Below are 20325 nucleotides of genomic sequence, written 5' to 3'. Positions count from 1 at the left end.
CTATCCCCTTTCGTCCGACCCCATGCGGCGTTCCAGCCACCGCACGCCTGCGCTGATCACCAGCACCAGAACCAGATATTCGAGGATCAGCAACGTATAGATTTCCAGCGGTCGATACTCGGTCACCACCAGTTCGTTGGCCCGCCGGGTCAGTTCCTGCATGCCGATCACCGAGGCAAAGGCCGACATCTTGACGATATAGATGAACTGGTTCGCAAGCGGCGGCAGGATGCGCCGGATCGCCTGCGGCAGGATCACATAGCGCATGGTCTGAAGGTAGTTCAGCCCGATGGTCTGGGCCGCCTCGGTCTGCCCCCGCGCGATGGACTGGATCCCGGCCCGATAGATCTCGGCGGTAAACGCGCTGTCCGAAATCGCCAGCGTGATGATCGCGCCCCAGAACGGGTCGATCGGGATATCCAGCCCCATCGAGCGGAAGATGATCGGCAGGCCGTAGAACACCCAGAACAGCATGGGCAAGAGCGGGATCGCCCGGACGAACTCGACATAAACGCGGTTGATCAGCCGGACATACCAGCGCGACGACAGGCCGGGCAGCGCGACGAGCAGACCCAGGACGATGGAGAGCACCGCCGCGATGACCGAGATCAGGATCGTCGCCCCCATGCCGCCGATCAGGAACTTGATGTTGACCCAGCCCGACGGTGTCCAGGGGTTGATCACATACCAGCCCCAGGTCGTGGACGATGAACAGCCCGACAGCAGGGCCAGCGCGGCAAGGGGAAGAAGAAGGCGCATCAGTGGCTCAGTATCTGGCTAAGGAAGGTCTGGCAGCGGCGCGATTTCGGGTTGCCAAAGAACTCGGCAGGCGCCCCGGTTTCAACGATCTCGCCCGCATCCATGAACACCATCTTGTCGGCGACCTTGCGGGCAAAGCCCATCTCGTGCGTCACCACGATCATGGTCATGCCCTCCTCGGCAAGTTCGACCATCACGTCCAGCACCTCCGAGATCATTTCCGGATCCAGCGCCGAAGTCGGCTCGTCGAACAGCATCACCTTGGGCTCCATGCACAGGCTGCGGGCAATGGCGACACGCTGTTGCTGACCACCGGACAGCTGACCGGGGCGCTTGTCAGCCTGTTCGGGGATTTTCACCCGCTCCAGATAACGGCGCGCCCGGTCCTCGGCCTCGGCGCGGCTCAAACCGCGCGACTTCATAGGGCCAAGCGTCAGGTTCTCCAGCACGCTCAGATGCGGGAACAGGTTGAACTGCTGGAACACCATGCCGACATCGCCGCGCAGATCCTCGGGGCGCTCGGTCACCTCAGATCCATAGATGCGGATGCTGCCTTTTTGATGGGTTTCTAGCCGGTTGATGCACCGGACCACCGTGGATTTGCCCGATCCGCTTGGGCCGCAGATCACCACCCGCTCGCCACTTTTCACCGTCAGGTCGATATCTTTCAGCACGTGAAAATCGCTGAACCATTTGTTTACACTGACCATTTCGATGGCGATATCGGTCATTTCCCCTCCCCGGCCCTCCCCTGCGGGAAGATTTTTCTTGAGGCTGAAGGGGAATGGCCACAAGTTCAAGTGTCAAAGCGTTCAAAAAAACTAGCGCGAGAAACAGGGAGACGACCATGAAACACTGGATGACAATCGCCGCGGCGGGCGTTCTGAGCCTTGGCCTGGCTGCTGCGGCACAGGCGCAATCCGCGCTGAACGATATCCTCGACAGCGGCGTTCTGAAATTCGGCACCACCGGGGACTGGAACCCGATGTCGGTCCGCGACCCGGCCACGAACAGTTACAAGGGCTTCGATATCGATGTTGCCAACGAACTGGCCAACGATCTGGGCGTCACGGTCGAGTTCGTGCCGACCGACTGGAAAACGCTGGTCAATGGGGTGGTTGCCGGCAAGTACCACATGACCGGATCCGCCTCGATCAGCCCGCCCCGGATGAAGGTCGCCGGGTTCTCGGAGAGCTATATCGCGGTCGAGATCATGCCCTTTACCATCCCGTCGAAGGCCGGTGATTTCGATGGCTATGACAGCATCAACCAGCCCAATGTGAAGGTAGCCACCACGCTGGGCACCACATTCGAGGCACTGGCCCGCGAATGGTTCCCCAATGCCGACATCAAGGTTGTCGAGGCCCCGGCCCGTGGTTTCCAGGAGGTTCTGGCCGGACGCGCGGATGTGTTCATCACCTCCAACATCGAAGGCTCGACGCTCAAGGCCAAGCATGGCGTGGTGCAGGTTCCCAATACCGAGCCGCGCTCGCCCTCGCCGATCGCGATGCTGTTGCCGCAGGACGATCAGGTGTGGATCAACTACGTCAACAACTGGGTCAAGGTGAAACAGGCCAAGGGGTTTTTCGAAGCGACCAAGGCCAAGTGGGGCCTCTGAGCGCCGCGTAAGCGGTCGCGAGGTCAATGTGACGGGGGCATGATCCATGCCCCCTTTTCAATCGGACAGGTGGAAACATGCGACTGGATCACGCGACCTGGCCCGAGGTGGAGGCCTATCTGGCCGATCATGACGGAATCATTCTGCCGGTCGGCTCGACCGAGCAGCATGGCCCGATGGGCCTGATCGGGACGGACGCCACCTGTGCGCGGACGATTGCCGAGGCGGCGGCAGAGATCGTCGCGACCTTTGTGGCGCCGACGCTGGCCTATACCCCCGCGCCGTTCAACACCGGGTTTCCCGGCACCGTATCGATTTCCGAACAGCTCTTTGCCGACCTTTTCGCCGAGATCGTGAGCGGGCTTCAGGCGCAGGGGTTCCGCCGGGTCTATGTCCTGAACGCGCATGGGGCGAACCTGGCACCGATGCGCCACGTTGCCCGATCTCTCGACACGGTGCACATCCGCAGTTGGTGGGAGTTCGACGAGGTCAACGCCCTGCGCCAGTCGTTCTTTGGACAGTGGGAGGGCATGCACGCCACGCCTGCGGAAATCTCGATCACGCAATTCCTGGGCCGGCGCGTGGCGCCGGGTGCCGCGGCCACCCCACCCCGCCTGCTGACGGCCGAGGACATCGCCAGCCGGGCCGGCGACCGGCATGGCCCCCCCGACCTGCACCGGCGCGAGTTTCCCGATGGCCGGGTCGGCTCTCATTCGGCGCTTGCCACCCCGGAATACGGCGCACAGCTGTTGCAGGCAGCGGCCAGAGGGGTTGCCGCCGACTATCAGGCCCTGGTCTCGGCCCCCCGGACCTAGCTCTGGGTGCCGTCCAAACCGATATTGTTCTGCCGAAAGGCCGCCGAAGAGTTGGTATGCGGATAGTCTTGCTCCGGGACCGGGACCCCGAGGAACGCACACAGCGGTTCCCAACCCGTTCCAAGCTCATAGACCAGCAGGCGATCCGCGGGGATTGCGGATTTCACCTCGGCGACATGCCGATGGAATTCGGCAATGGCCCGCTCGCGACTATCGAAGCGGTCTGCGAGAAACACTTCGATGAATTCCTGCATGCGTCGCTGATGTACGGCCTCCGGTGGCATCTCCGTCTCGCGAAAGGCCTTGATGGTCTTTGAGTAGGAATTGTACCAGCCTTCGGCGTCACGAACCGACAGGATCACCTTGGCATCGGGGTATCTTTCGGCCGACTCGCGCCACAAATGTGCACCGGGCCAGTCGACCTGCGACCGGTACCCGTCGAAAAGCACGTCCAGATCCAGCGGAGCGCCGCCGCAGAAATGATCGTGCCATGGTTCTATCTTTTCCGGATTGTCGCGGATCTCGTACATATGGTGGCAGGGACCGAAGCCGAGGATCGTCAATGCTGCTCTCAGGGAGTCGGTGCCTGTCCGCCCAAAACCGGCGCCGATGATTTCCAGTGCCATCGGTATCTCTCCTTCAACCGAAGCCATGTCAGCCAAGCATGGGGCGCGAAAACGCGGCTGGCAATCTATTCTTGAAATGGCAGATGAGCATCACTTCTCTGGATGTCATGCGACGAGGGATCCCCTAAGTTGCCCGAAGCACCCGATTCAGGAGCCTGACCCCTCAGATGACCCAGATATCCGATCCCCTTTTGGCGCAAATCCGTGACCGTTTTGCCCAGGTCGAAAGCTGCCCGGTGCAGGGGCGCCGCATCTTCTTTGAAAACGCCGGTGGTGCGTTGACGCTGAAATCCGTCCTGGAAAGCTCTGCCATCCATGCCGCCATCCCCGACAACCAGGGACGCGACAATCCCGGCAGTCATGCACTGGTGGCGACGATCAACAAGGCCAGGCAGGACATGGCCGATTTCATGAACGCCCCCGGAGGCCAGTTCTTTGTAGGGGAAAGCGGCACCGAATTGCTGTTCCGCCTGATCATGAACGCCTGTCTGGGTACCGGTACGGGCAAGGTTCTGGGATCGACGCTGGAACACCCCGCCTCGCGCTCGGCCTGTGACCGCTGGGCGCGCATCGCCGGTCAGCAGCATGTTCTGATCCCACATGACAACGCCACCGGCACGATCGGGGCCGATGCCTATGCCGCCGCCATCACCCCGGACACCAGGGTAGCCACGATCATACATACCTCGCCCGTGACGGGCATGGGCGTGGATGTGACCGCCATCAGCCGCGCGATCCGCGCGGTGGCCCCCGATTGCATCATCATCGTCGACGGCATTCAGCACGCGGCCCATGGCGGCATCGACCTGACCGACCATGACGTGGATGGATACGTGATCTCGCCTTACAAAGTGTTCTCGCGCCATGGCTACGGGGTTGCCTGGATCTCGGACCGGTTGACCCGCCTGCCCCATAACGCGCTGCTCGACGGGCCGGAAGACAACTGGGAAATGGGCACCCGCGACACCGGTGCCTATGCGACCATGTCGGACGTCGTTTCCTATTTCGAATGGCTGGGCGGCGAGGTCAGCGATGCCACCGACCGGCGGGGCAAGTTCAAGGCGGCGTCCGATGCGATCCATGACCAGGAAAAGGCGCTGACCGATGCCATGATCCATGGCACCGGCAACCTGTCCGGCCTGGCGGAGATGGAGAAAGTGACCATCCTGGGGGGCGCCGACAACCCCGCGCGCGAAGGTCTCGTGTCGCTGCGGGTCGAGGGCGTGCCCTCGGTGGATGTGGTCAGGGCGCTGAACGAACAGGGCATTCGCACCCACCTGAGAAAGGCAGACCACTACTCGGGCAACATCCTGACCCCGCTGGGCATGGACAGCTGCGTGCGCGTGTCGATGTGCCATTACAACAGCATCCAGGAAGTCGCCCAATTCCTTGCCGTTGTGAAAAGCATCGCGGCCTGACGCACATGGACCGGGGGCTGCACGCCCCCGGACACGAACCGTGCATTATGGCCGGGTCGGCGGCGCAATCGCTGTAGCGCGACCGTGAAACGGGCGCAGCTGGAAAAGCTATCACCGCAAAGCCCGCGGCATTCAGCGGTTGCCACGGCGGTGTGCTTGGGGAATGCTTTGGCACCTGATGAAGAAAGCCAAGAATGATGAAGAAACCTGGCCTTGATGCAACCGATATTCGCATCCTCAGTGCGGTGCAGAAACACGGCCAGCTTAGCAAGACCAGACTGGCCGAGATCGTCAACCTGTCACCCACGCCTTGCTGGGCGCGTTTGACAAGGTTGCGAGAGGCAGGCTTCATACTTGGCTATCATGCGGATATTGCGCTGGACCGGGTTGTCGATTTTACCCAGGTGATCGTCACGGTTTCGCTCAGCCATCACCGCAAGGCCGATTTCGATCGCTTCGAGGCCCTGATCAAGGGTATCGACGAAATCACCCATTGTGTCGCAACCGGAGGCGGGATGGACTACGTGATGCACGTGTTCACCGCCAATCTCGCCGCGTTTCAGGATTTGATGGAGCAGTTGCTGGCGGCGGATCTCGGGATCGACCGCTACATGACCTATATCGCCACCCGCAGAATCAAGTCGCAGCCGCCCGGTGTCGCAATGCTGTTAGCGCGTGCCGCGAACTGACATCGCGCGTCTGAACGGTCCGGAACCGGTGGCGAAAACAGTCCGTTCAGACTGAGTGAAACGCGTTTTTCAGACCACATCCCTGCCAAGTCTCGGACTAGACACTCGTCAGTTTTCCACACCGGCCAATCACACCGGTCCCGTGCAAAAAGGCGACAGACATGACCCAGGCAGACGATTTCGGCTTCGGCACCCAAATCCGGAAATCTCCTTATTTCGACGCCACAGTGCGTTGGGGTGCAAAAGGTTTCTCGGTCTACAACCACATGTACATTCCGCGCGATTTCGGGAACCCGGAACAGAATTTCTGGAACCTGGTGAATGACGCGATCCTGTGCGATGTCGCGGTCGAGCGGCAGGTCGAGATCACCGGACCCGACGCGGCGCGCTTTGTCCAGATGCTTACCCCGCGCGACCTGACCAAGATGGCCGTGGGTCAGTGCAAGTACATCCTGATCACCAATGCCGATGGTGGCATCCTGAACGATCCGATCCTGCTTCGGTTGGCCGAGAACCATTTCTGGATTTCGCTCGCCGACAGCGACATCCTGCTTTGGGCGCAGGGTGTTGCCGTGCATTCGGGTATGGACGTCACCATCGGCGAACCCGATGTGTCGCCGCTCCAGCTGCAAGGCCCGAAATCAGGCGAGATCATGCGCGCGCTCTTTGGCGACGACATCATGGATCTCAAGTATTACTGGCTGCGCGAGGTGAATCTCGACGGCATGCCGCTGATCGTGTCGCGCACCGGATGGTCGAGTGAACTTGGCTACGAGCTCTACCTGCGCGACGGGTCGATGGGTGACGCACTGTGGGAACGGATCATGGCCGCCGGCCTGCCCTTTGGCCTGAAGCCCGGCCACACCTCGTCGATCCGCCGGATCGAGGGCGGCATGCTGTCCTATCACGCCGACGCGGACATTCACACCAACCCGTTCGAACTGGGCTTTGATCGTCTGGTGAACCTGGACATGGAAGCCGAGTTCATCGGCAAGGCTGCGCTGCGTCGCATCAAGACAGAGGGCGTTGCCCGCCAGCAGGTTGGCCTGATTATCGACTGTGACCCGTTCAGCGGGCCCAACACCACCTTCTGGGCGATCAACAAGGGTGGCGAAACGATCGGCAAGGTCACTTCGGCGGTTTACTCTCCGCGTCTGGAACGGAACATCGCGCTGGCGATGGTAGCGGTCGAACACGCCACGCTGGGAACCGAAGTCGAGGTCGTGACCAAATCCGGCCCGGCCCGCGCCACCGTGGTCGAACGCCCGTTCTACGACCCGAAAAAGCAAATCGCCGCTGCCTGAGCGCCGGATCCGGAAGGGAGTGACCAGACATGTCCGATCTCGCGATTCAGCTGCACTGGCACCGGGCGACCCCGGTCTTGCAGACCGGCGCCTATTCGAACGCGCATGTGGTTCAATACAACAGCCAGTATGACGTCACCGTGGACTCCGCCCCTGACTGGGGCGGAGATCCCGCCAACACCAACCCCGAACAGGCCTTGGCCTCGGCCCTGTCGAGCTGTCACATGATGACCTTCCTGGCGCTTTGTGCCAAGGCAGGCTGGCCGGTGGCCAGCTATCACGACTATGCCGTGGCGCATCTGGGCAAGAACCCCAAGGGGCAAATGTCGGTAACGCGCATCGACCTGCACCCGGTGGTGCGTTTCGACACCGGTTTCTCGGTCAGCGACACCGAACTGGGCCAGATGCAGGAGCGTGCCCATCGCTATTGCTTCATCGCCAACACGCTCGCCGATAGCGTGGAAATCAATATCCTGTGACCCCTGAAAGAACCCGTACACATGCAAACCGGCAATATCCTTCTGCGCGACTTGGATCCCGACGGCATTCTGCGTCTGACCTTGAATGACGCGGCCCGCCGCAACCCGCTCTCCGAAGCGATGCTCGACGCGCTTGCCACCGCCTTTGACACGGCAGGGTCCGATACCAGCGTGCGGGTTATCGTGCTGGCAGCCAATGGACCGGTGTTTTCCGCCGGCCATGACCTGAAGGAAATGACCGCAGGCCGCGCCGGACCGGATCGTGGCCGGGCCTATTTTTCCAAGGTCATGGCGATGTGCTCGGGCGTGATGCAGGCTATCGTTGCCTGCCCCAAACCGGTGATCGCCGAGGTGGACGGAATCGCAACGGCGGCAGGATGCCAACTGGTCGCCAGCTGTGATCTTGCCATCGCGTCGGACACCGCGCGGTTCAGCACACCGGGCGTGCATATCGGGCTGTTCTGTTCGACACCCATGGTGGCCCTGTCGCGTAATGTCTCGAACAAGCACGCGATGGAGATGCTGCTGACCGGTGACATGGTCCCGGCCGCCCGCGCCGAGGCATTCGGGCTGGTGAACCGCGTGGTGGCGCCCGAGGCCTTGCGCGACACCACGATGGAGATTGCCGCCAAGATCGCCTCGAAATCGCAGCTGACGCTCGCCACCGGCAAGCGTGCCTTTTACGCCCAGCGCGAGATGCCGCTGGCGCAGGCCTATGACTATGCCTCGCAGGTCATGGTCGACAACATGATGGCCCGCGACGCCGAAGAGGGCATCGGCGCCTTCATCGAGAAACGCAGCCCCAAATGGCAGGACGCCTGATCCCATGGTGCAGAACCCTTATAACATCGACCTGGACCGGACACCGGCGAACTATCAGCCGCTGACTCCGCTGAGCTTTCTGGAGCGCGCGGCAAGCGTGTTTCCGCAGCACATCGCAATCGTGCATGGTGCGCTACGGCGCAACTATGCCGAGTTCTACGCCCGGTCGCGCAGGCTTGCGTCGGCACTGGCCCAACACGGGATCGGGCGCGGCGATACCGTGTCGGCGCTGTTGCCGAACACGCCGGCGATGCTGGAATGCCATTACGGCATACCGATGAGCGGCGCGGTGCTGCATTCGATCAACACCAGACTGGACGCGGCAATCATCGCTTTCCAGCTCGACCACGCGATGTCGAAACTGGTGATCGTCGATGGCGAGTTCATGCCGCTTTTGCAGGCGGCTCTGACGCTCGCCAAGGTCACGCCACGGGTCATTCAAAGCGACGACCCGGAATTCGATGACCCCCGAAACCCTGTCGTTGCCAATGATTACGAGGCCTTTCTAGCAAGCGGCGATCCCGAGTTCGACTGGCTGATGCCCGAAGACGAGTGGGACGCGATCTCGATCAACTATACCTCGGGAACCACCGGCGACCCCAAGGGCGTCGTCTCGCATCACCGGGGCGCGTATCTGCTGGCCCAAGGCAACGCGCTGACCACTTCGATGTCCAAGCACGCCGTCTATCTGTGGACACTGCCGATGTTTCATTGCAACGGCTGGTGCTTTCCCTGGACGATGTCTGTCATCGTCGGAACCCATGTCTGCCTACGTCAGGTCAGGGCCGAACCCATCTGGAACGCACTGGCCGATGAGGGCGTCACGCATCTGTGCGGTGCACCGATCGTCATGTCGCTGCTGATCTCGGCCCCCGATGACGTGCAGCGCGCGCTTGACCGGACGGTACAGTTCTTTACCGCCGCCGCCCCGCCCCCCGAAAAGCTGCTGGCTGACATGCAGCAGGCCGGTTTCAACGTGACACATCTATACGGGCTGACGGAAACCTATGGGCCCGCCGTGGTCAACGATTGGCACAAGAGCTGGTCCGACCTGCCGCCCGCGCGCCAGGCGACGCTGAAGGCGCGCCAGGGCGTACGCTACCTGCCGCTGGAGGGGCTTGACGTGCTGGACCCGGACACGATGAGGTCGGTGCCACGCGATGGCGTGACCCTGGGCGAGGTCATGTTCCGCGGCAACGTGGTGATGAAGGGCTATTTCCGTAACCCCGAAGCCACGAAAAAGGCCTTTGCGGGCGGTTGGTTCCACTCCGGCGATCTGGGCGTTGTGCATCCCGACGGTTACATACAACTCAAGGACCGCTCCAAGGACATCATCATCTCGGGCGGCGAGAACATCTCGTCGATCGAAGTAGAGGAGGCGCTCTACCGCCACCCCGCCGTCGCTGTCGCCGCAGTCGTCGCTATGCCGCACGAGAAATGGGGTGAAACCCCATGTGCCTTTGTCGAGCTTGCCCCCCGACAGGCTGCCGACGCCGAGACGCTGCGCAACTGGTGCCGCCAGCACCTAGCCCCTTACAAGGTACCGGGCAGGTTCGTCTTTGCCGCGATTCCCAGAACATCGACCGGCAAGATCCAGAAATTCGTCCTGCGCGAGCAGGCGCAGGATCTGGCCGGCTGAAAGCGACATAGAACAGACCCAGAAGCGCCCTGGGCCGGTGCAGATCGCCTGCGTCGGCCCGACCACCAAACACCCTTGCCGAGCGATACCATCAGCTCCCGACGTTGGCCATGTCACTCCATTCCAAACTGGCCCGCTTGAGCAGGCCATTGACGGTCAGATCTCCAACTGTCGGGCAGGCTTTCATGATCGTAAGAGCGGCCTGTGCCAGCCGCTTGCCCGCCTCGCTGTCGGACGGAAAGTGCACCCCTAGAACCTCGCGGTTTCGGGCGATGCGTGAGGCCATGTCGTGCAGGGCGTTGCGTGTCTGACCACCCTGATGCGTGACCTCCAGTATCTTGTTACCTGCTGCATCCCGCATCACCTCATCAAGGCAATGGGCGACAAGCCAGGCCTCGGTCGCATGGGCGCTGGGATAGGCGGGATGTTGTGGAACGTCGATCGGCGGCAGCAACCCTGGATGCAATTGCGATGGGCGTGGACGTTCAAACCTTTTCTTGAAATGAAAGGCGAGGAACTGCGCTGACGCCAATGCCAGATGACACAGGCGGAAAGTGTACGGATGGGACAGATAAGTGAACGGCAAAACTCCCTGGAAATAGCCGATCAGCGTGTCGCGTTGCTGCAAGGCTTCGTCAAGCACTCCGCTTCGGTATTCGATGAGTCCCACAAGCTCTTTCAGCTCATCGTCAATCCGCCAACTCACGCCACCACCAAAATTCGTCACGTCCGTTGAATTGTTGGCCGTGCGCGCAGGATCAGGCAGGGAGAGGCTCGTCCAGTCCGGGCGGCCCGACCCGTCCGAATCCAAAGCGGCGAATTCGGACAGGAACGCCACCGCCTCATTGCCGGGTGACCAGTGTCTGAAAGTTGCAGATTTGTAGAATTTGTAGATCGCGTGCAGCCGAACGGGGTCGCCCCCGCCGTCGGTCGCGACCGGGTGGGTCGGAGGCCATTGGTTTCCCGGCCACCAGCGGTCTTCGACTGGCGGGGTGCCACCGCCATCATGCGCCGTGTGGGGAGAGATACCGAGGCCAAGGTAATTCGGACTGCCACCATAGCCCGCATCGCCACGGGCATCCCTTGCATCGCGTGCATCTCTGGCGTCGCGCGCATCCCGCGCGTCAAACGTGCCCAGCCTTCCTGTCGGTGTCGGCATCCTGAAGTCCCCCTTCACTACATGGTCACTCTGGCACGCCTGCTTGCCCAAGGCGCGTACAAAACAAATCAACCAGCCTTGGATCGCTGTAGTGTCGATGCGTCCTGCGGTAGTTGGAAACCGAAAAGCCGGGTTCCAGTTCCAGAAGCCGCGCGACCGATTTCTGCGCGTTCTGCAACTGGCCAGCCGCGACCTGCGCAACGGCCAGTGTCCGCAGCCCGCTGGTATAGCGCTGATTTTCCGCCAGCCCACGCGACAACCACTTGATCGCGGTCGGGTAATTGCCGGCGTCGTAATGTACTGTTCCAAGAAAGGTATAATAGACGAAAAGGCGCTGATCGAAGGGTGAGAGCCGCAGCGCCCGCTCTGCTGCGGCTATGGCCTCGTCTCTACGCCCGACACTCGACAACGTAACGCTGGACAGCAACCAGGCGATTGAACTGCTGGGATTGGCCTCACGCGCGCGGTCGAGATAGGCAATCGCGGTCTCGAAATCACCGAAGAGATAGGATTGAACATGCCCGTAGGTGGCCAGCGCCAGCGCATCTTGAGCATCCAGACCGATCGCTTTCTTAGCAAGCGTGTTCGCTTTACCCGCGTCCGCCTGAGGGTCCCGTGACCACCCTTGTCCGACATTCAGGCTGTACCACCGAGCCAACCAGGCCAACGGAGAGGAAAAGCTCGGATCGGCAGAAATAGCATCTTCAAGATGGTTTCGTGCTTGCTCAAATGCGTTCCGTTCCAGGTCTCCGATCAGGTCAAGCGCCTTTAGGTAACTGTCATAGGCGTTAAAGGAGGTGGGTTTCTTGCGTAGCGTTCTGCGCCGTTCTTCTGCCAGCAGGCTTGGCAGCAGGTGTACAAGAGAAGATTCGACAATCTCGTCCTGAATGGCAAACAGATTGCTCTGCTCGAAATCGCGTTGCAGACTGGTCAGGTTCCGGCCGATTTCCGTATCCACCAGCTGGGCCGAGATGCGGATATTTTTCCCCAACCGCCATAGGGTCCCACTGATAAGATACCGCGCACCCAGTGCCTTTCCGATTGACATCGGCTCAATCGCCTGCCGACCGAAAGCCAAAGTGGACGACCTCGAAATAACGATCAAATCCCGATGTCGCGACAGTTGTGAAACGATGCCTTCCGAAATCCCCGCAGCAAGGTATTCATCCGCCTGATCGCCGCCTGAATTGGCGAAGGGCATCACCGCGACAGATGGCAGGTTCATGCATTGGCCGGTATCTTCCAACGCGTATCGTGCATCCGGCACCAGTTCATATGCGGGAACCGTCACCCCCAACTTGCGCATTGGCAGACGCCCCAGCGTCCGGGTTTCGAACTCGCTGTTGCCGGATATCGTATCCTGCACAGCTTGCGTCAGGATGATGCCACCGGCGCTGGCGAACTCCTGCAACCGGGCAGCAATGTTCACCCCGTCCCCCAATAGGTCGTCTCTGTCGCGCAGTACCTTGCAGTAGTTCAACGAAATTCGTAGCGACAATCCCTGCCGGCGCTGCCTGGCCCTGATCTGCAAATCCCGTCCCCATCGCACGGCCGCGACCGGATCGCCGAATGTCGTAAGGATACCGTCACCCGTCAGTTTCACGAGGGTACCGCCATGTTGCTGCATCAGCGGCAAAACGACCTCGTCACGGAGATCCGTCCAGCGATAGAACGTTCCCTCCTCGTCGCTGTGCATGAGCGCGGAGAAGCCGACCACATCGACGAAACCAACACAGACTTCGAGTTGCTTGGCGGCTTTCTCGCCATTGGACCTCAACGTGGATGCCGGGGTTAACTCCGGTTCTTCAGCTCCAAGTGTTGGCGTTTTGGTCTCGGACTCAGGCTGAGCCGCACCACCGGATTTGACCGGCGCCTCAGGCTCCGGTGAAATCGACTTTTCGGTCATTTGGAAGTGACCGTTGCTCAAATCAATCTCTCCTATGGGTGCATTATGTTACGATTCGCGATAAAAGTTAACTGTGAGCCGGAGATGGCGCGGACCAAACCAGACGCCACAGATGACCGGACAGCCATCAGTTCGCGGGCCGGAGCTTGGCGGTCGTGAAACCGTTTCCCTGTATCGGCTGCCGTCATCCCGGACGATGGAGGTATGGCTGTGGCACTCAAGTTGTTTCTGTTCGACCGGAACCAGGAAAGCCTGAAATCCAACCTTTCGACGCTTGGATATGATCTGGCAGACTTGGTGAATACATATGGCTTGCCCGGGTTCGTCTTGCCTTCCGATCAGACCAACAACCCCTGGAGGCCCTTTGATCGGAACGGGGCCGTGATGCCGGATTCTCCCGGAACCGGCATCGGTTTTGGCATTCCCTTGTTGCTGCCCGATGAAGGCACGGCGCGCGGTCTTTTAAAGGATTTCAGGGACAAGGCGGTGGCCGCAGGCGATCCAGAGGCGGCGCGGGTATTGGGGATCGAGTTGGAACCGACCACAATGAACCTTGCACCGCCCAGTCAGCATTGGTGTGCCGGTCACGGCATTGGCATGACGTTCGGCACCCGAAGGGCGGTGCGACGCTTGATCCAGGCCAATGCTCTGGTTGGGCACGGATTGAACGGCAAGGGAACCAAAGTCTTTGTTGTCGACCGAGGGTTCAGCAGGGATTATGTCCACTCGCTCGGCGGTACTTTTGGCGGTGGTCTCGGTGTCGACAAAGACGGCATCACCGCCTTGCCGGGCAGTGGCACCGAACCTTATCTGCCATTGCCATTGCGGCACGGGTCGATGTTGCTTCGAACAATGACCGACCTGGCTCCGAACGCCGAGTTCTTTGACCTGCCGCTATTGCCGACACGGATCACCGATGTCGACTATTTCGCAATGCGGGCCTTGTTTGCGTATCTGGCGATGGAATGGTTCTTCCTGTCCGAGAATGAAAACTGGGTGATCCTGAACGCCTGGGGGATCGTGGACCGCTTTGCCGAGCGCATCAGGGGGGAATATACCAACAATCCCGACCACTGGCTGAATGTCCTTGTCGCCTCGCTCGGGCGCCGGCATGATATCGTGTTCGCGGCCGGAAACAGCGGACAGTTCTGCGCGGACCCGCGCGCACCCGGCTATGACCGGGGCCCGGGGCATAGCATCTTTGGCGCAAATGGCCTGAACGACGTAACCAGCGTTGCGGCGGTGCGCTGCGACGGGGGGTGGATCGGCGCCTCATCCCAGGGGCCGGGACCATCGAATTTCAACCCCGATGGCGGCCTGGTCGACAAGCCCGATCTCAGCGCGCCGAGCTGGTTCGTGGAAGACGGCGATGCAACGTTGCGTAGCGGCGGCACATCCGGGGCATCCGCTGTCGTTGCCGGAGCCATCGCGGCGCTGCGCAGCGGTTGGAGCAACACGGCACTATCGCCGACACAGATGCGTTCGGCCCTGCGTGCCGGGGCGCGGAAGGTTTCAGGCCCAGGTTGGAACCGAAGAACCGGAGCGGGCCTTTTGAGGCTCGGGGACACCATCGCAGAGCTGCCGGGCTGATTTGCTCCCGTGCCCGAAAGGAAGCGTCCCGGTTGACGAAGGTTCCCGCACCGTCGCCCGTGCAGGCGTCCCACTTCCTTGCGCCGCCGCAAGCCGCAATACCCTGATACGCCCGCGGCCAGAGGCAGGTCATTGGGACGCAAGACCGTAAATGCGAGGCGTTGAACGTGGCCGTGCAGGAGCCGTATGTGCGGATCATGAAGGCATTGGACCTGCCCCCGTACCGCACCTATCACGCGGGGCTGGAACTATTGTCTGCAGCAGGCCGGCTTGTTGCTCCCGATGGCAAGCCTATGCGGGTGTCCGCCAGCCAACTGCGGCCGAAGCCTGTTTGCATGAAGCGCTGGACGTCGCCCGAAAATGCAAGAAGGCTCCGCTTGTCGCGGAAATCTCACGGAAAAAAGACACAAGCTGATCGTCCGATCGGTAGAAGGGACCAGGGGAAAGCTCTTTGCCTGATCAAACGGGTAACACCGAAGCGTATCGCCCGGGCACTAGCTGCGCTGGTTCGCGAGTAACATCAGTCTGGCCCGCGCGGCTTCGGCCGCCGCCAGCGCCCCTTCGAGAAACCCGCCATCCTTGGGCGCGACCTCGGTACCGGCAAAGATCAGCCGGCGCGTGGGCGTCAGCGCACGATAGGCCGGGTGACCCGCTGGCGGGGTCAGGTCGGCATCGGTGGCGGTTGCCGGATCGCAGCTCCAGTCCTTGATCAAAACCTCATCCGGCGCCGCAGCCTCGTCGCCGAACAGCCGCGCCAGCTGGGCGATAGCCGCCGCGCGAAACCCCGGCTGACGCGCGGCGCCGACATGGGCGAAGCCGAAAAGCGCACCTGCCTCTGCACCAGCAGGCGAGGCATCGTGGATCTCGGCCAAAGGCCCCCGATGCGAGATCGCATCACCATTCAATCCCACGTGCCTCCAAAAGGGTGTAGGATAGATCGCGACCAACTTTGCATGCGCGGCCATCCAGGTGGGGACATCTCGCACCGCTGGTCCCAGCCCCGCAACCAGTCTCGGCGGCAGCGCAAAAACGACGTGCCCGAAGCGGGTGCTGCCATCGGCGGTCGTGACGTTCACACCATCGGACTCTTCTCTCACGCTGTGCACACGACAATCAAGGCGCAGGTGATCGCCCAATGCCTCGGCCAAAGCCTGCGAAACCTGCGCCAGCCCCCCGACGACACGCAGCGCACCGCCCATCGTCGCGAAATCGAGATCGCGACGGACGGCGCCATTTGCGTCCTCAAAGACAAGGCTGCCCGATATGTGCTGGGCGAAAACGCGAAGGCCCAGCCGGTCAAGCAGCGCAAGCATGCGAGCGTTGTGCGGCCAGATCCAGGATGGCCCAAGGTCATAACCATTCTGCGACAGGATGCGCCCCCCGGCCCGGGCTCGCGCCTCCAGCAGCGTAACATCGTGGCCGTCGGCCCTCAACGCCGTCGACAGCGCGAGACCGGAAAGACCCGCACCGATGATGCAGACATTAGACATCATGGTCGTTCTTGTGCTCTGACCGCACCGATCTGCTCAAATTCGTACCCAAAGGAATACCCTCTCTGCCAGTCTTGGCTATCAGTGCTCTTGGCCCATAGACCGGGGCGCAAACAAGATACGGCAACGATAGCCCGGCCTGGCAAGGCTTCCACCCCTGACTGCCCGTATCTGCCTTTACGTTCTGGCATGTGGCATCCGTCCGGCCGCTTTGACATGGATCATTGCTCGCCGGGCGCGCCCTCCAGCACAGTCAATACGGGAGGGCGCCTTGATGCAGGACATCATCAGAAAGCGGCCACGGTCTGGACAGGCCCCGGCTTCGACGCCAGTTGCCGGGTTCGCGACGCTGGATGCCCGCGCGCTGGGACGCTCGCTGGTCACGGGTCTGCCGGATGGCGGGCTCAACATCGGGTACGAAGCCGTCGACCGGCATGTAGCGCGGGGTCATGGCAATGAAACGGCAATTGTCTGGCTGTCGAAAGAGGGCGCGCGCGAGATCACCAGCTATCAGGAGCTTGCTGAACTCTCCTCTCGATTTGCAAATGTGCTGAAGTCGCATGGTCTGGAGAAAGGAGCCCGCGTCTTTTCCGCCATGGGCCGCGAGAAAGAGCTTTATGCTGCGGCCCTGGGCACCTGGAAGGCGGGCATGGTGTTCACGCCGCTCTTCGCCGCCTTCGGACCCGAGCCGTTCAGAACCCGGATGGAGATCGGAGAGGCCAACGTTCTGGTCACCAGCCGCGCACTCTATGAACGCAAGATCGCCGCCTGGCGGGAGGACATCCCAACGCTGCGCCTTGTGTTGATCGTTGGCGAGGAGGCACCCGAGGGATGCGTCGCGCTGGGTCCGGCGCTGCGCGCAGCCTCGCCGGAATACGAGACGCTCCACACCCGGCCCGAAGACCCGGCTTTGATCCATTTCACCTCGGGCACCACCGGCAAGCCCAAGGGTGCGTTGCATGTTCACGAGGCGGTTCTCTACCACGCGCTGTCCGGGCGCCATGCGCTGGGGTTGCGACCCGGCATTCGCTACTGGTGCACCGCCGATCCCGGCTGGGTCACGGGAACGACCTATGGCATCATCTCGCCGCTGGTGAACCGGGCCACGATGATCGTTGACGAGGCGGAATTCGACCTCGACCGCTGGTACGGGACGCTTCAGCGGGAAAAGGTCCAGATCTGGTATTCCGCCCCGACCGCGATACGGATGATGATGCGGGCCGGCAAGGACGCCGCGGAACCCTTTGATTTTTCCTCCCTCGAGTTTCTGGCCAGTGTTGGCGAGCCGCTGAACCCTGAGGCGGTGATCTGGTCGAACGAGGTGTTCGGGCTGCCGTTCCACGACAACTGGTGGCAGACCGAAACCGGCGGGATCATGATCGCCAACACGCAGGACGCGGACATCAAGCCCGGTTCGATGGGCAAGCCGCTGCCGGGGATCATCGCCGGGATCGTCGAAAACACGGGCGATGGCCTGCGCGAACTGCCGGATGGCGAGATCGGCGAACTGGCCCTGCGGCCGGGCTGGCCGTCGATGATGCGGGCCTATCTGAATGAGCAGGCGCGCTATGACAAATGCTTTGCCGATGGCTGGTACCTGTCCGGCGACCTGGCCTTGCGCGATGCCGACGGCTATTATTGGTTCGTCGGGCGGGCCGACGACCTGATCAAGTCCTCGGGCCACCTGATCGGCCCGTTCGAGGTGGAAAGCGCGCTGATCGAACATGACGCGGTGGCCGAGGCGGCGGTAATCGGCGTGCCCGATGAAACCGCCGGCGAGGTGGTCAAGGCTTTCGTCACGCTCAATCGCGGTGCGGAACCCGGCCCCGAACTTGAACGCGACATTCGCGGTTTTGCCCGCAAACGCCTGGGGGCCGCCGTGGCCCCGCGCGAGATCGTGTTCCGCAACACGCTGCCGAAAACGAGATCGGGCAAGATCATGCGCCGCCTGCTCAAGGCGCGCGAACTGGGTCTGCCCGAAGGCGATACCTCGACACTGGAGACGGAGGAGACATGAGCACGGAGGAGAAACCGAAGCTTGATCACGACACCGTCCGTCGGCGTCTCGGGGACATGATCCGGATTCGACGCTTCGAAGAACGATGCGCAGAGCTGTATACACAGGAAAAGATCCGGGGGTTCCTGCATCTCTACGATGGTGAAGAGGCGATTGCCGCCGGGATCATCCCGCTGCTGGTCGAGAAGGACCGGGTTGTCGCCACCTATCGCGAACATGGCCACGCCCTGATGCGCGGCGTACCGATGACAACTGTCATGGCCGAGATGTATGGCAAGGCCGAGGGCTGCTCGGGCGGTCGCGGCGGCTCCATGCACCTGTTCGATGCCGCGCGCATCTTCTACGGGGGAAACGCCATCGTGGGCGGCGGCCTGCCGCTGGCCGCCGGACTTGCGCTGGCTGACAGCATGCGGGGCGACGACACGGTCACTGCCTGTTTCTTTGGCGAGGGCGCGGTGGCCGAAGGCGAGTTTCACGAGGCGATGAACCTTGCCGCGCTCTGGACCCTGCCGGTTCTGTTCGTCTGCGAGAACAATGGCTATGCCATGGGAACCGCGTTGGACCGGTCCGAGTCGGAGACAGATATCGGCCGCAAGGCTGCCGTCTTTGGCATCGAAACACAGGTTGTCGACGGCATGGATGTCGTCGCTGTCCAGGTGGCGGCTGCGAAGGCGCTGCGCCGGATACGCGCGGGCGAAGGCCCGGTATTTCTGGAGTGCCGGACCTATCGGTTCCGGGCGCATTCGATGTTCGACGCCCAGCTCTATCGCGACAAGGCCGAGGTTGAAGCGTGGAGGCAAAAAGGGCCGATCCTGCGGTTCCAGTCCTGGCTCTTGGATAACGGTCTGATCCATGAAGAGGAGATCACGGCGATCGAGGCCCGTGCCGAGGCCGAGATCGCCGAAGCGGTACAGTTCGCCGAGGCAGGCACCTGGGAGCCGGTCGAAAGCCTGACCCGCGACGTGGTGGCCGCCGAGACGCCACCGGTCGCAGCATCCCCGCCCACCGGGGAGAAGATCGAGACCACCTATCGCGAAGCCATTCGCGCGGCGATTTCCGAAGCGATGCGACGCGATGAACGGGTGTTCCTGATGGGAGAGGACGTGGGCGCCTATGGGGGCTGCTATGCGGTGTCCAAGGGGTTGATGGACGAATTCGGCGAGGCCCGCGTGCGCGATACCCCGCTGTCGGAATCCGGCTTTACCGGCGCCGGGATCGGGGCAGCCTGCGCCGGCATGCGCCCCATCGTAGAGCTGATGACGGTGAATTTCAGCCTGCTCGCTCTGGACCAGATCCTGAACACTGCAGCGACGCTCAGGCATATGTCCGGCGGCCAGTTCAACGTGCCCGTGGTGATCCGTATGGCGACCGGCGCGGGCAAGCAATTGGCCGCGCAGCATTCCCACAGCCTCGAAGGCTGGTACGCGCATATTCCGGGGCTCAGGGTGCTCGCCCCCGCCACGCTGGAGGATGCGCGCGGCATGCTGTGGACGGCGCTGGAAGATCCCGACCCGGTGCTGATCTTCGAAAATGTGATGCTCTACAATCGCAGCGGCGAGATCGACGCGGGCGCAGGTGCCGTCGACATCACGCGCGCGGCGATCCGGCGCGAGGGCGGAGATATCACCCTGATCACCTATGGCGGCTCGCTCTACAAGACGCTGGAGGCCGCCGAAGTGCTGTCCGGCGACGGGATCGCGGCCGAGGTGATCGATCTGCGCGTGTTGCGACCGCTTGACGATGAAACCATCATGGCCTCGGTCGCGCGGACACGGAGGGCGGTCATCGTCGACGAGGGCTGGCGCAGCGGCTCGCTGGCGGCAGAACTATCGGCGCGCATCATGGAACAGGTGTTCTGGACACTCGACGCTCCGGTCGGGCGGGTCTGTTCGGCAGAGGTGCCGATCCCCTATCCGAAACATCTGGAAGATGCCGCGATCCCGCAGGTTCCGGCCATTGTCGCCGCCGCCAAAACGGCATTGGGGCGCGGCTGA

At 62.0% G+C, this 20325-nt stretch carries 17 protein-coding genes; 11 read left to right on the top strand and 6 right to left on the bottom strand.

All coding sequences use genetic code 11. The features are described from left to right. Both MB818_RS13680 and MB818_RS13675 read right to left on the bottom strand, forming a co-directional pair. Complete coding sequence (locus MB818_RS13680) at window positions 1-759, bottom strand: amino acid ABC transporter permease (RefSeq protein WP_238905434.1); 759 nt, start codon at window positions 757-759, stop codon at window positions 1-3. After that, on the bottom strand, window positions 759-1490 hold the full coding sequence (locus MB818_RS13675) for an amino acid ABC transporter ATP-binding protein (protein WP_238905433.1): 732 nt from the start codon (window positions 1488-1490) through the stop codon (window positions 759-761). The genes MB818_RS13680 and MB818_RS13675 overlap by 1 nt, the downstream gene beginning before the upstream one ends. A gap of 116 nt (window positions 1491-1606) precedes the next feature. Here MB818_RS13675 and MB818_RS13670 point away from each other — a divergent pair, with 116 nt between their 5' ends. Together MB818_RS13670 and MB818_RS13665 are read left to right on the top strand one after the other, a co-directional pair. Then, the gene (locus MB818_RS13670; RefSeq protein ID WP_234143553.1) at window positions 1607-2377 is read left to right on the top strand and encodes a transporter substrate-binding domain-containing protein; all 771 of its coding nucleotides are present in this window, start codon (window positions 1607-1609) and stop codon (window positions 2375-2377) included. A gap of 77 nt (window positions 2378-2454) precedes the next feature. Then, entirely contained in the window at window positions 2455-3192 is a 738-nt protein-coding gene (locus MB818_RS13665; protein ID WP_238905431.1) for a creatininase family protein, read from the top strand. Here MB818_RS13665 and MB818_RS13660 read toward each other — a convergent pair. Beyond that, complete coding sequence (locus MB818_RS13660; RefSeq protein WP_234176108.1) at window positions 3189-3818, bottom strand: sulfotransferase family protein; 630 nt, start codon at window positions 3816-3818, stop codon at window positions 3189-3191. The two genes, MB818_RS13665 and MB818_RS13660, sit on opposite strands and share 4 nt — an antisense overlap. 167 nt (window positions 3819-3985) lie before the next feature. Here MB818_RS13660 and MB818_RS13655 point away from each other — a divergent pair, with 167 nt between their 5' ends. The 6 genes from MB818_RS13655 (at window position 3986) to MB818_RS13630 (ending at window position 10169) form a co-directional block, all read left to right on the top strand. Further along, complete coding sequence (locus MB818_RS13655) at window positions 3986-5236, top strand: aminotransferase class V-fold PLP-dependent enzyme (RefSeq protein WP_234136168.1); 1251 nt, start codon at window positions 3986-3988, stop codon at window positions 5234-5236. Window positions 5237-5433: 197 nt separating this feature from the next. After that, window positions 5434-5925 (top strand): Lrp/AsnC family transcriptional regulator, encoded by a 492-nt coding sequence (locus tag MB818_RS13650; RefSeq protein WP_238905494.1) that lies wholly within the window; start codon window positions 5434-5436, stop codon window positions 5923-5925. 161 nt (window positions 5926-6086) lie between these two features. Beyond that, entirely contained in the window at window positions 6087-7229 is a 1143-nt protein-coding gene (locus MB818_RS13645) for a glycine cleavage T C-terminal barrel domain-containing protein (protein ID WP_238905429.1), read from the top strand. A gap of 29 nt (window positions 7230-7258) precedes the next feature. Next, window positions 7259-7708, top strand: a complete 450-nt coding sequence (locus MB818_RS13640; protein WP_234136166.1) for an OsmC family protein — start codon at window positions 7259-7261, stop codon at window positions 7706-7708. A 21-nt stretch (window positions 7709-7729) separates the two neighbouring features. Further along, complete coding sequence (locus MB818_RS13635; protein WP_234176112.1) at window positions 7730-8530, top strand: enoyl-CoA hydratase; 801 nt, start codon at window positions 7730-7732, stop codon at window positions 8528-8530. A gap of 4 nt (window positions 8531-8534) precedes the next feature. After that, a complete protein-coding gene (locus MB818_RS13630; protein WP_238905427.1) occupies window positions 8535-10169 on the top strand; it encodes an acyl-CoA synthetase in 1635 nt (544 codons plus the stop codon). Window positions 10170-10260: 91 nt separating this feature from the next. On the opposite strand, the gene MB818_RS13625 is transcribed toward MB818_RS13630, so the two are convergent. Beyond that, window positions 10261-11328, bottom strand: a complete 1068-nt coding sequence (locus MB818_RS13625) for a phosphatase PAP2 family protein (protein ID WP_234215963.1) — start codon at window positions 11326-11328, stop codon at window positions 10261-10263. 25 nt (window positions 11329-11353) lie between these two features. Then, window positions 11354-13234 carry an adenylate/guanylate cyclase domain-containing protein gene (locus tag MB818_RS13620; RefSeq protein WP_234162334.1) on the bottom strand — a complete coding sequence of 627 codons (1881 nt, stop codon included), beginning with the start codon at window positions 13232-13234 and terminating at the stop codon, window positions 11354-11356. Window positions 13235-13444: 210 nt separating this feature from the next. Between MB818_RS13620 and MB818_RS22070 the strand changes: the two genes are divergently transcribed. Continuing rightward, entirely contained in the window at window positions 13445-14824 is a 1380-nt protein-coding gene (locus MB818_RS22070) for a S8/S53 family peptidase (RefSeq protein ID WP_234162333.1), read from the top strand. Between the two features lie 494 nt (window positions 14825-15318). On the opposite strand, the gene MB818_RS13610 is transcribed toward MB818_RS22070, so the two are convergent. Then, window positions 15319-16317 (bottom strand): flavin monoamine oxidase family protein, encoded by a 999-nt coding sequence (locus MB818_RS13610; RefSeq protein ID WP_234136161.1) that lies wholly within the window; start codon window positions 16315-16317, stop codon window positions 15319-15321. A 271-nt stretch (window positions 16318-16588) separates the two neighbouring features. Here MB818_RS13610 and acsA point away from each other — a divergent pair, with 271 nt between their 5' ends. Continuing rightward, a complete protein-coding gene (acsA, locus tag MB818_RS13605; protein ID WP_238905425.1) occupies window positions 16589-18331 on the top strand; it encodes an acetate--CoA ligase in 1743 nt (580 codons plus the stop codon). After that, entirely contained in the window at window positions 18328-20325 is a 1998-nt protein-coding gene (gene pdhA, locus MB818_RS13600; RefSeq protein WP_255700151.1) for a pyruvate dehydrogenase (acetyl-transferring) E1 component subunit alpha, read from the top strand. Before acsA ends, pdhA begins: the two co-directional genes overlap by 4 nt.

Origin of the sequence: Ruegeria alba, assembly GCF_022321465.1 — a bacterium.
GTDB classification, from domain to species: domain Bacteria; phylum Pseudomonadota; class Alphaproteobacteria; order Rhodobacterales; family Rhodobacteraceae; genus Ruegeria_B; species Ruegeria_B alba.
This window is presented reverse-complemented; position numbering and strand designations above follow the sequence as displayed.

What these genes read in the sequence shown, in the direction of transcription:
- MB818_RS13680 (WP_238905434.1), bottom strand. Translation starts at nt 759, where the DNA reads ATGCGCCTTCTTCTTCCCCTTGCCGCGCTGGCCCTGCTGTCGGGCTGT.
- MB818_RS13675 (WP_238905433.1), bottom strand. Translation starts at nt 1,490, where the DNA reads ATGACCGATATCGCCATCGAAATGGTCAGTGTAAACAAATGGTTCAGC.
- MB818_RS13670 (WP_234143553.1), top strand. Translation starts at nt 1,607, where the DNA reads ATGAAACACTGGATGACAATCGCCGCGGCGGGCGTTCTGAGCCTTGGC.
- MB818_RS13665 (WP_238905431.1), top strand. Translation starts at nt 2,455, where the DNA reads ATGCGACTGGATCACGCGACCTGGCCCGAGGTGGAGGCCTATCTGGCC.
- MB818_RS13660 (WP_234176108.1), bottom strand. Translation starts at nt 3,818, where the DNA reads ATGGCACTGGAAATCATCGGCGCCGGTTTTGGGCGGACAGGCACCGAC.
- MB818_RS13655 (WP_234136168.1), top strand. Translation starts at nt 3,986, where the DNA reads ATGACCCAGATATCCGATCCCCTTTTGGCGCAAATCCGTGACCGTTTT.
- MB818_RS13650 (WP_238905494.1), top strand. Translation starts at nt 5,434, where the DNA reads ATGAAGAAACCTGGCCTTGATGCAACCGATATTCGCATCCTCAGTGCG.
- MB818_RS13645 (WP_238905429.1), top strand. Translation starts at nt 6,087, where the DNA reads ATGACCCAGGCAGACGATTTCGGCTTCGGCACCCAAATCCGGAAATCT.
- MB818_RS13640 (WP_234136166.1), top strand. Translation starts at nt 7,259, where the DNA reads ATGTCCGATCTCGCGATTCAGCTGCACTGGCACCGGGCGACCCCGGTC.
- MB818_RS13635 (WP_234176112.1), top strand. Translation starts at nt 7,730, where the DNA reads ATGCAAACCGGCAATATCCTTCTGCGCGACTTGGATCCCGACGGCATT.
- MB818_RS13630 (WP_238905427.1), top strand. Translation starts at nt 8,535, where the DNA reads ATGGTGCAGAACCCTTATAACATCGACCTGGACCGGACACCGGCGAAC.
- MB818_RS13625 (WP_234215963.1), bottom strand. Translation starts at nt 11,328, where the DNA reads ATGCCGACACCGACAGGAAGGCTGGGCACGTTTGACGCGCGGGATGCG.
- MB818_RS13620 (WP_234162334.1), bottom strand. Translation starts at nt 13,234, where the DNA reads ATGACCGAAAAGTCGATTTCACCGGAGCCTGAGGCGCCGGTCAAATCC.
- MB818_RS13610 (WP_234136161.1), bottom strand. Translation starts at nt 16,317, where the DNA reads ATGATGTCTAATGTCTGCATCATCGGTGCGGGTCTTTCCGGTCTCGCG.
- acsA (WP_238905425.1), top strand. Translation starts at nt 16,589, where the DNA reads ATGCAGGACATCATCAGAAAGCGGCCACGGTCTGGACAGGCCCCGGCT.
- pdhA (WP_255700151.1), top strand. Translation starts at nt 18,328, where the DNA reads ATGAGCACGGAGGAGAAACCGAAGCTTGATCACGACACCGTCCGTCGG.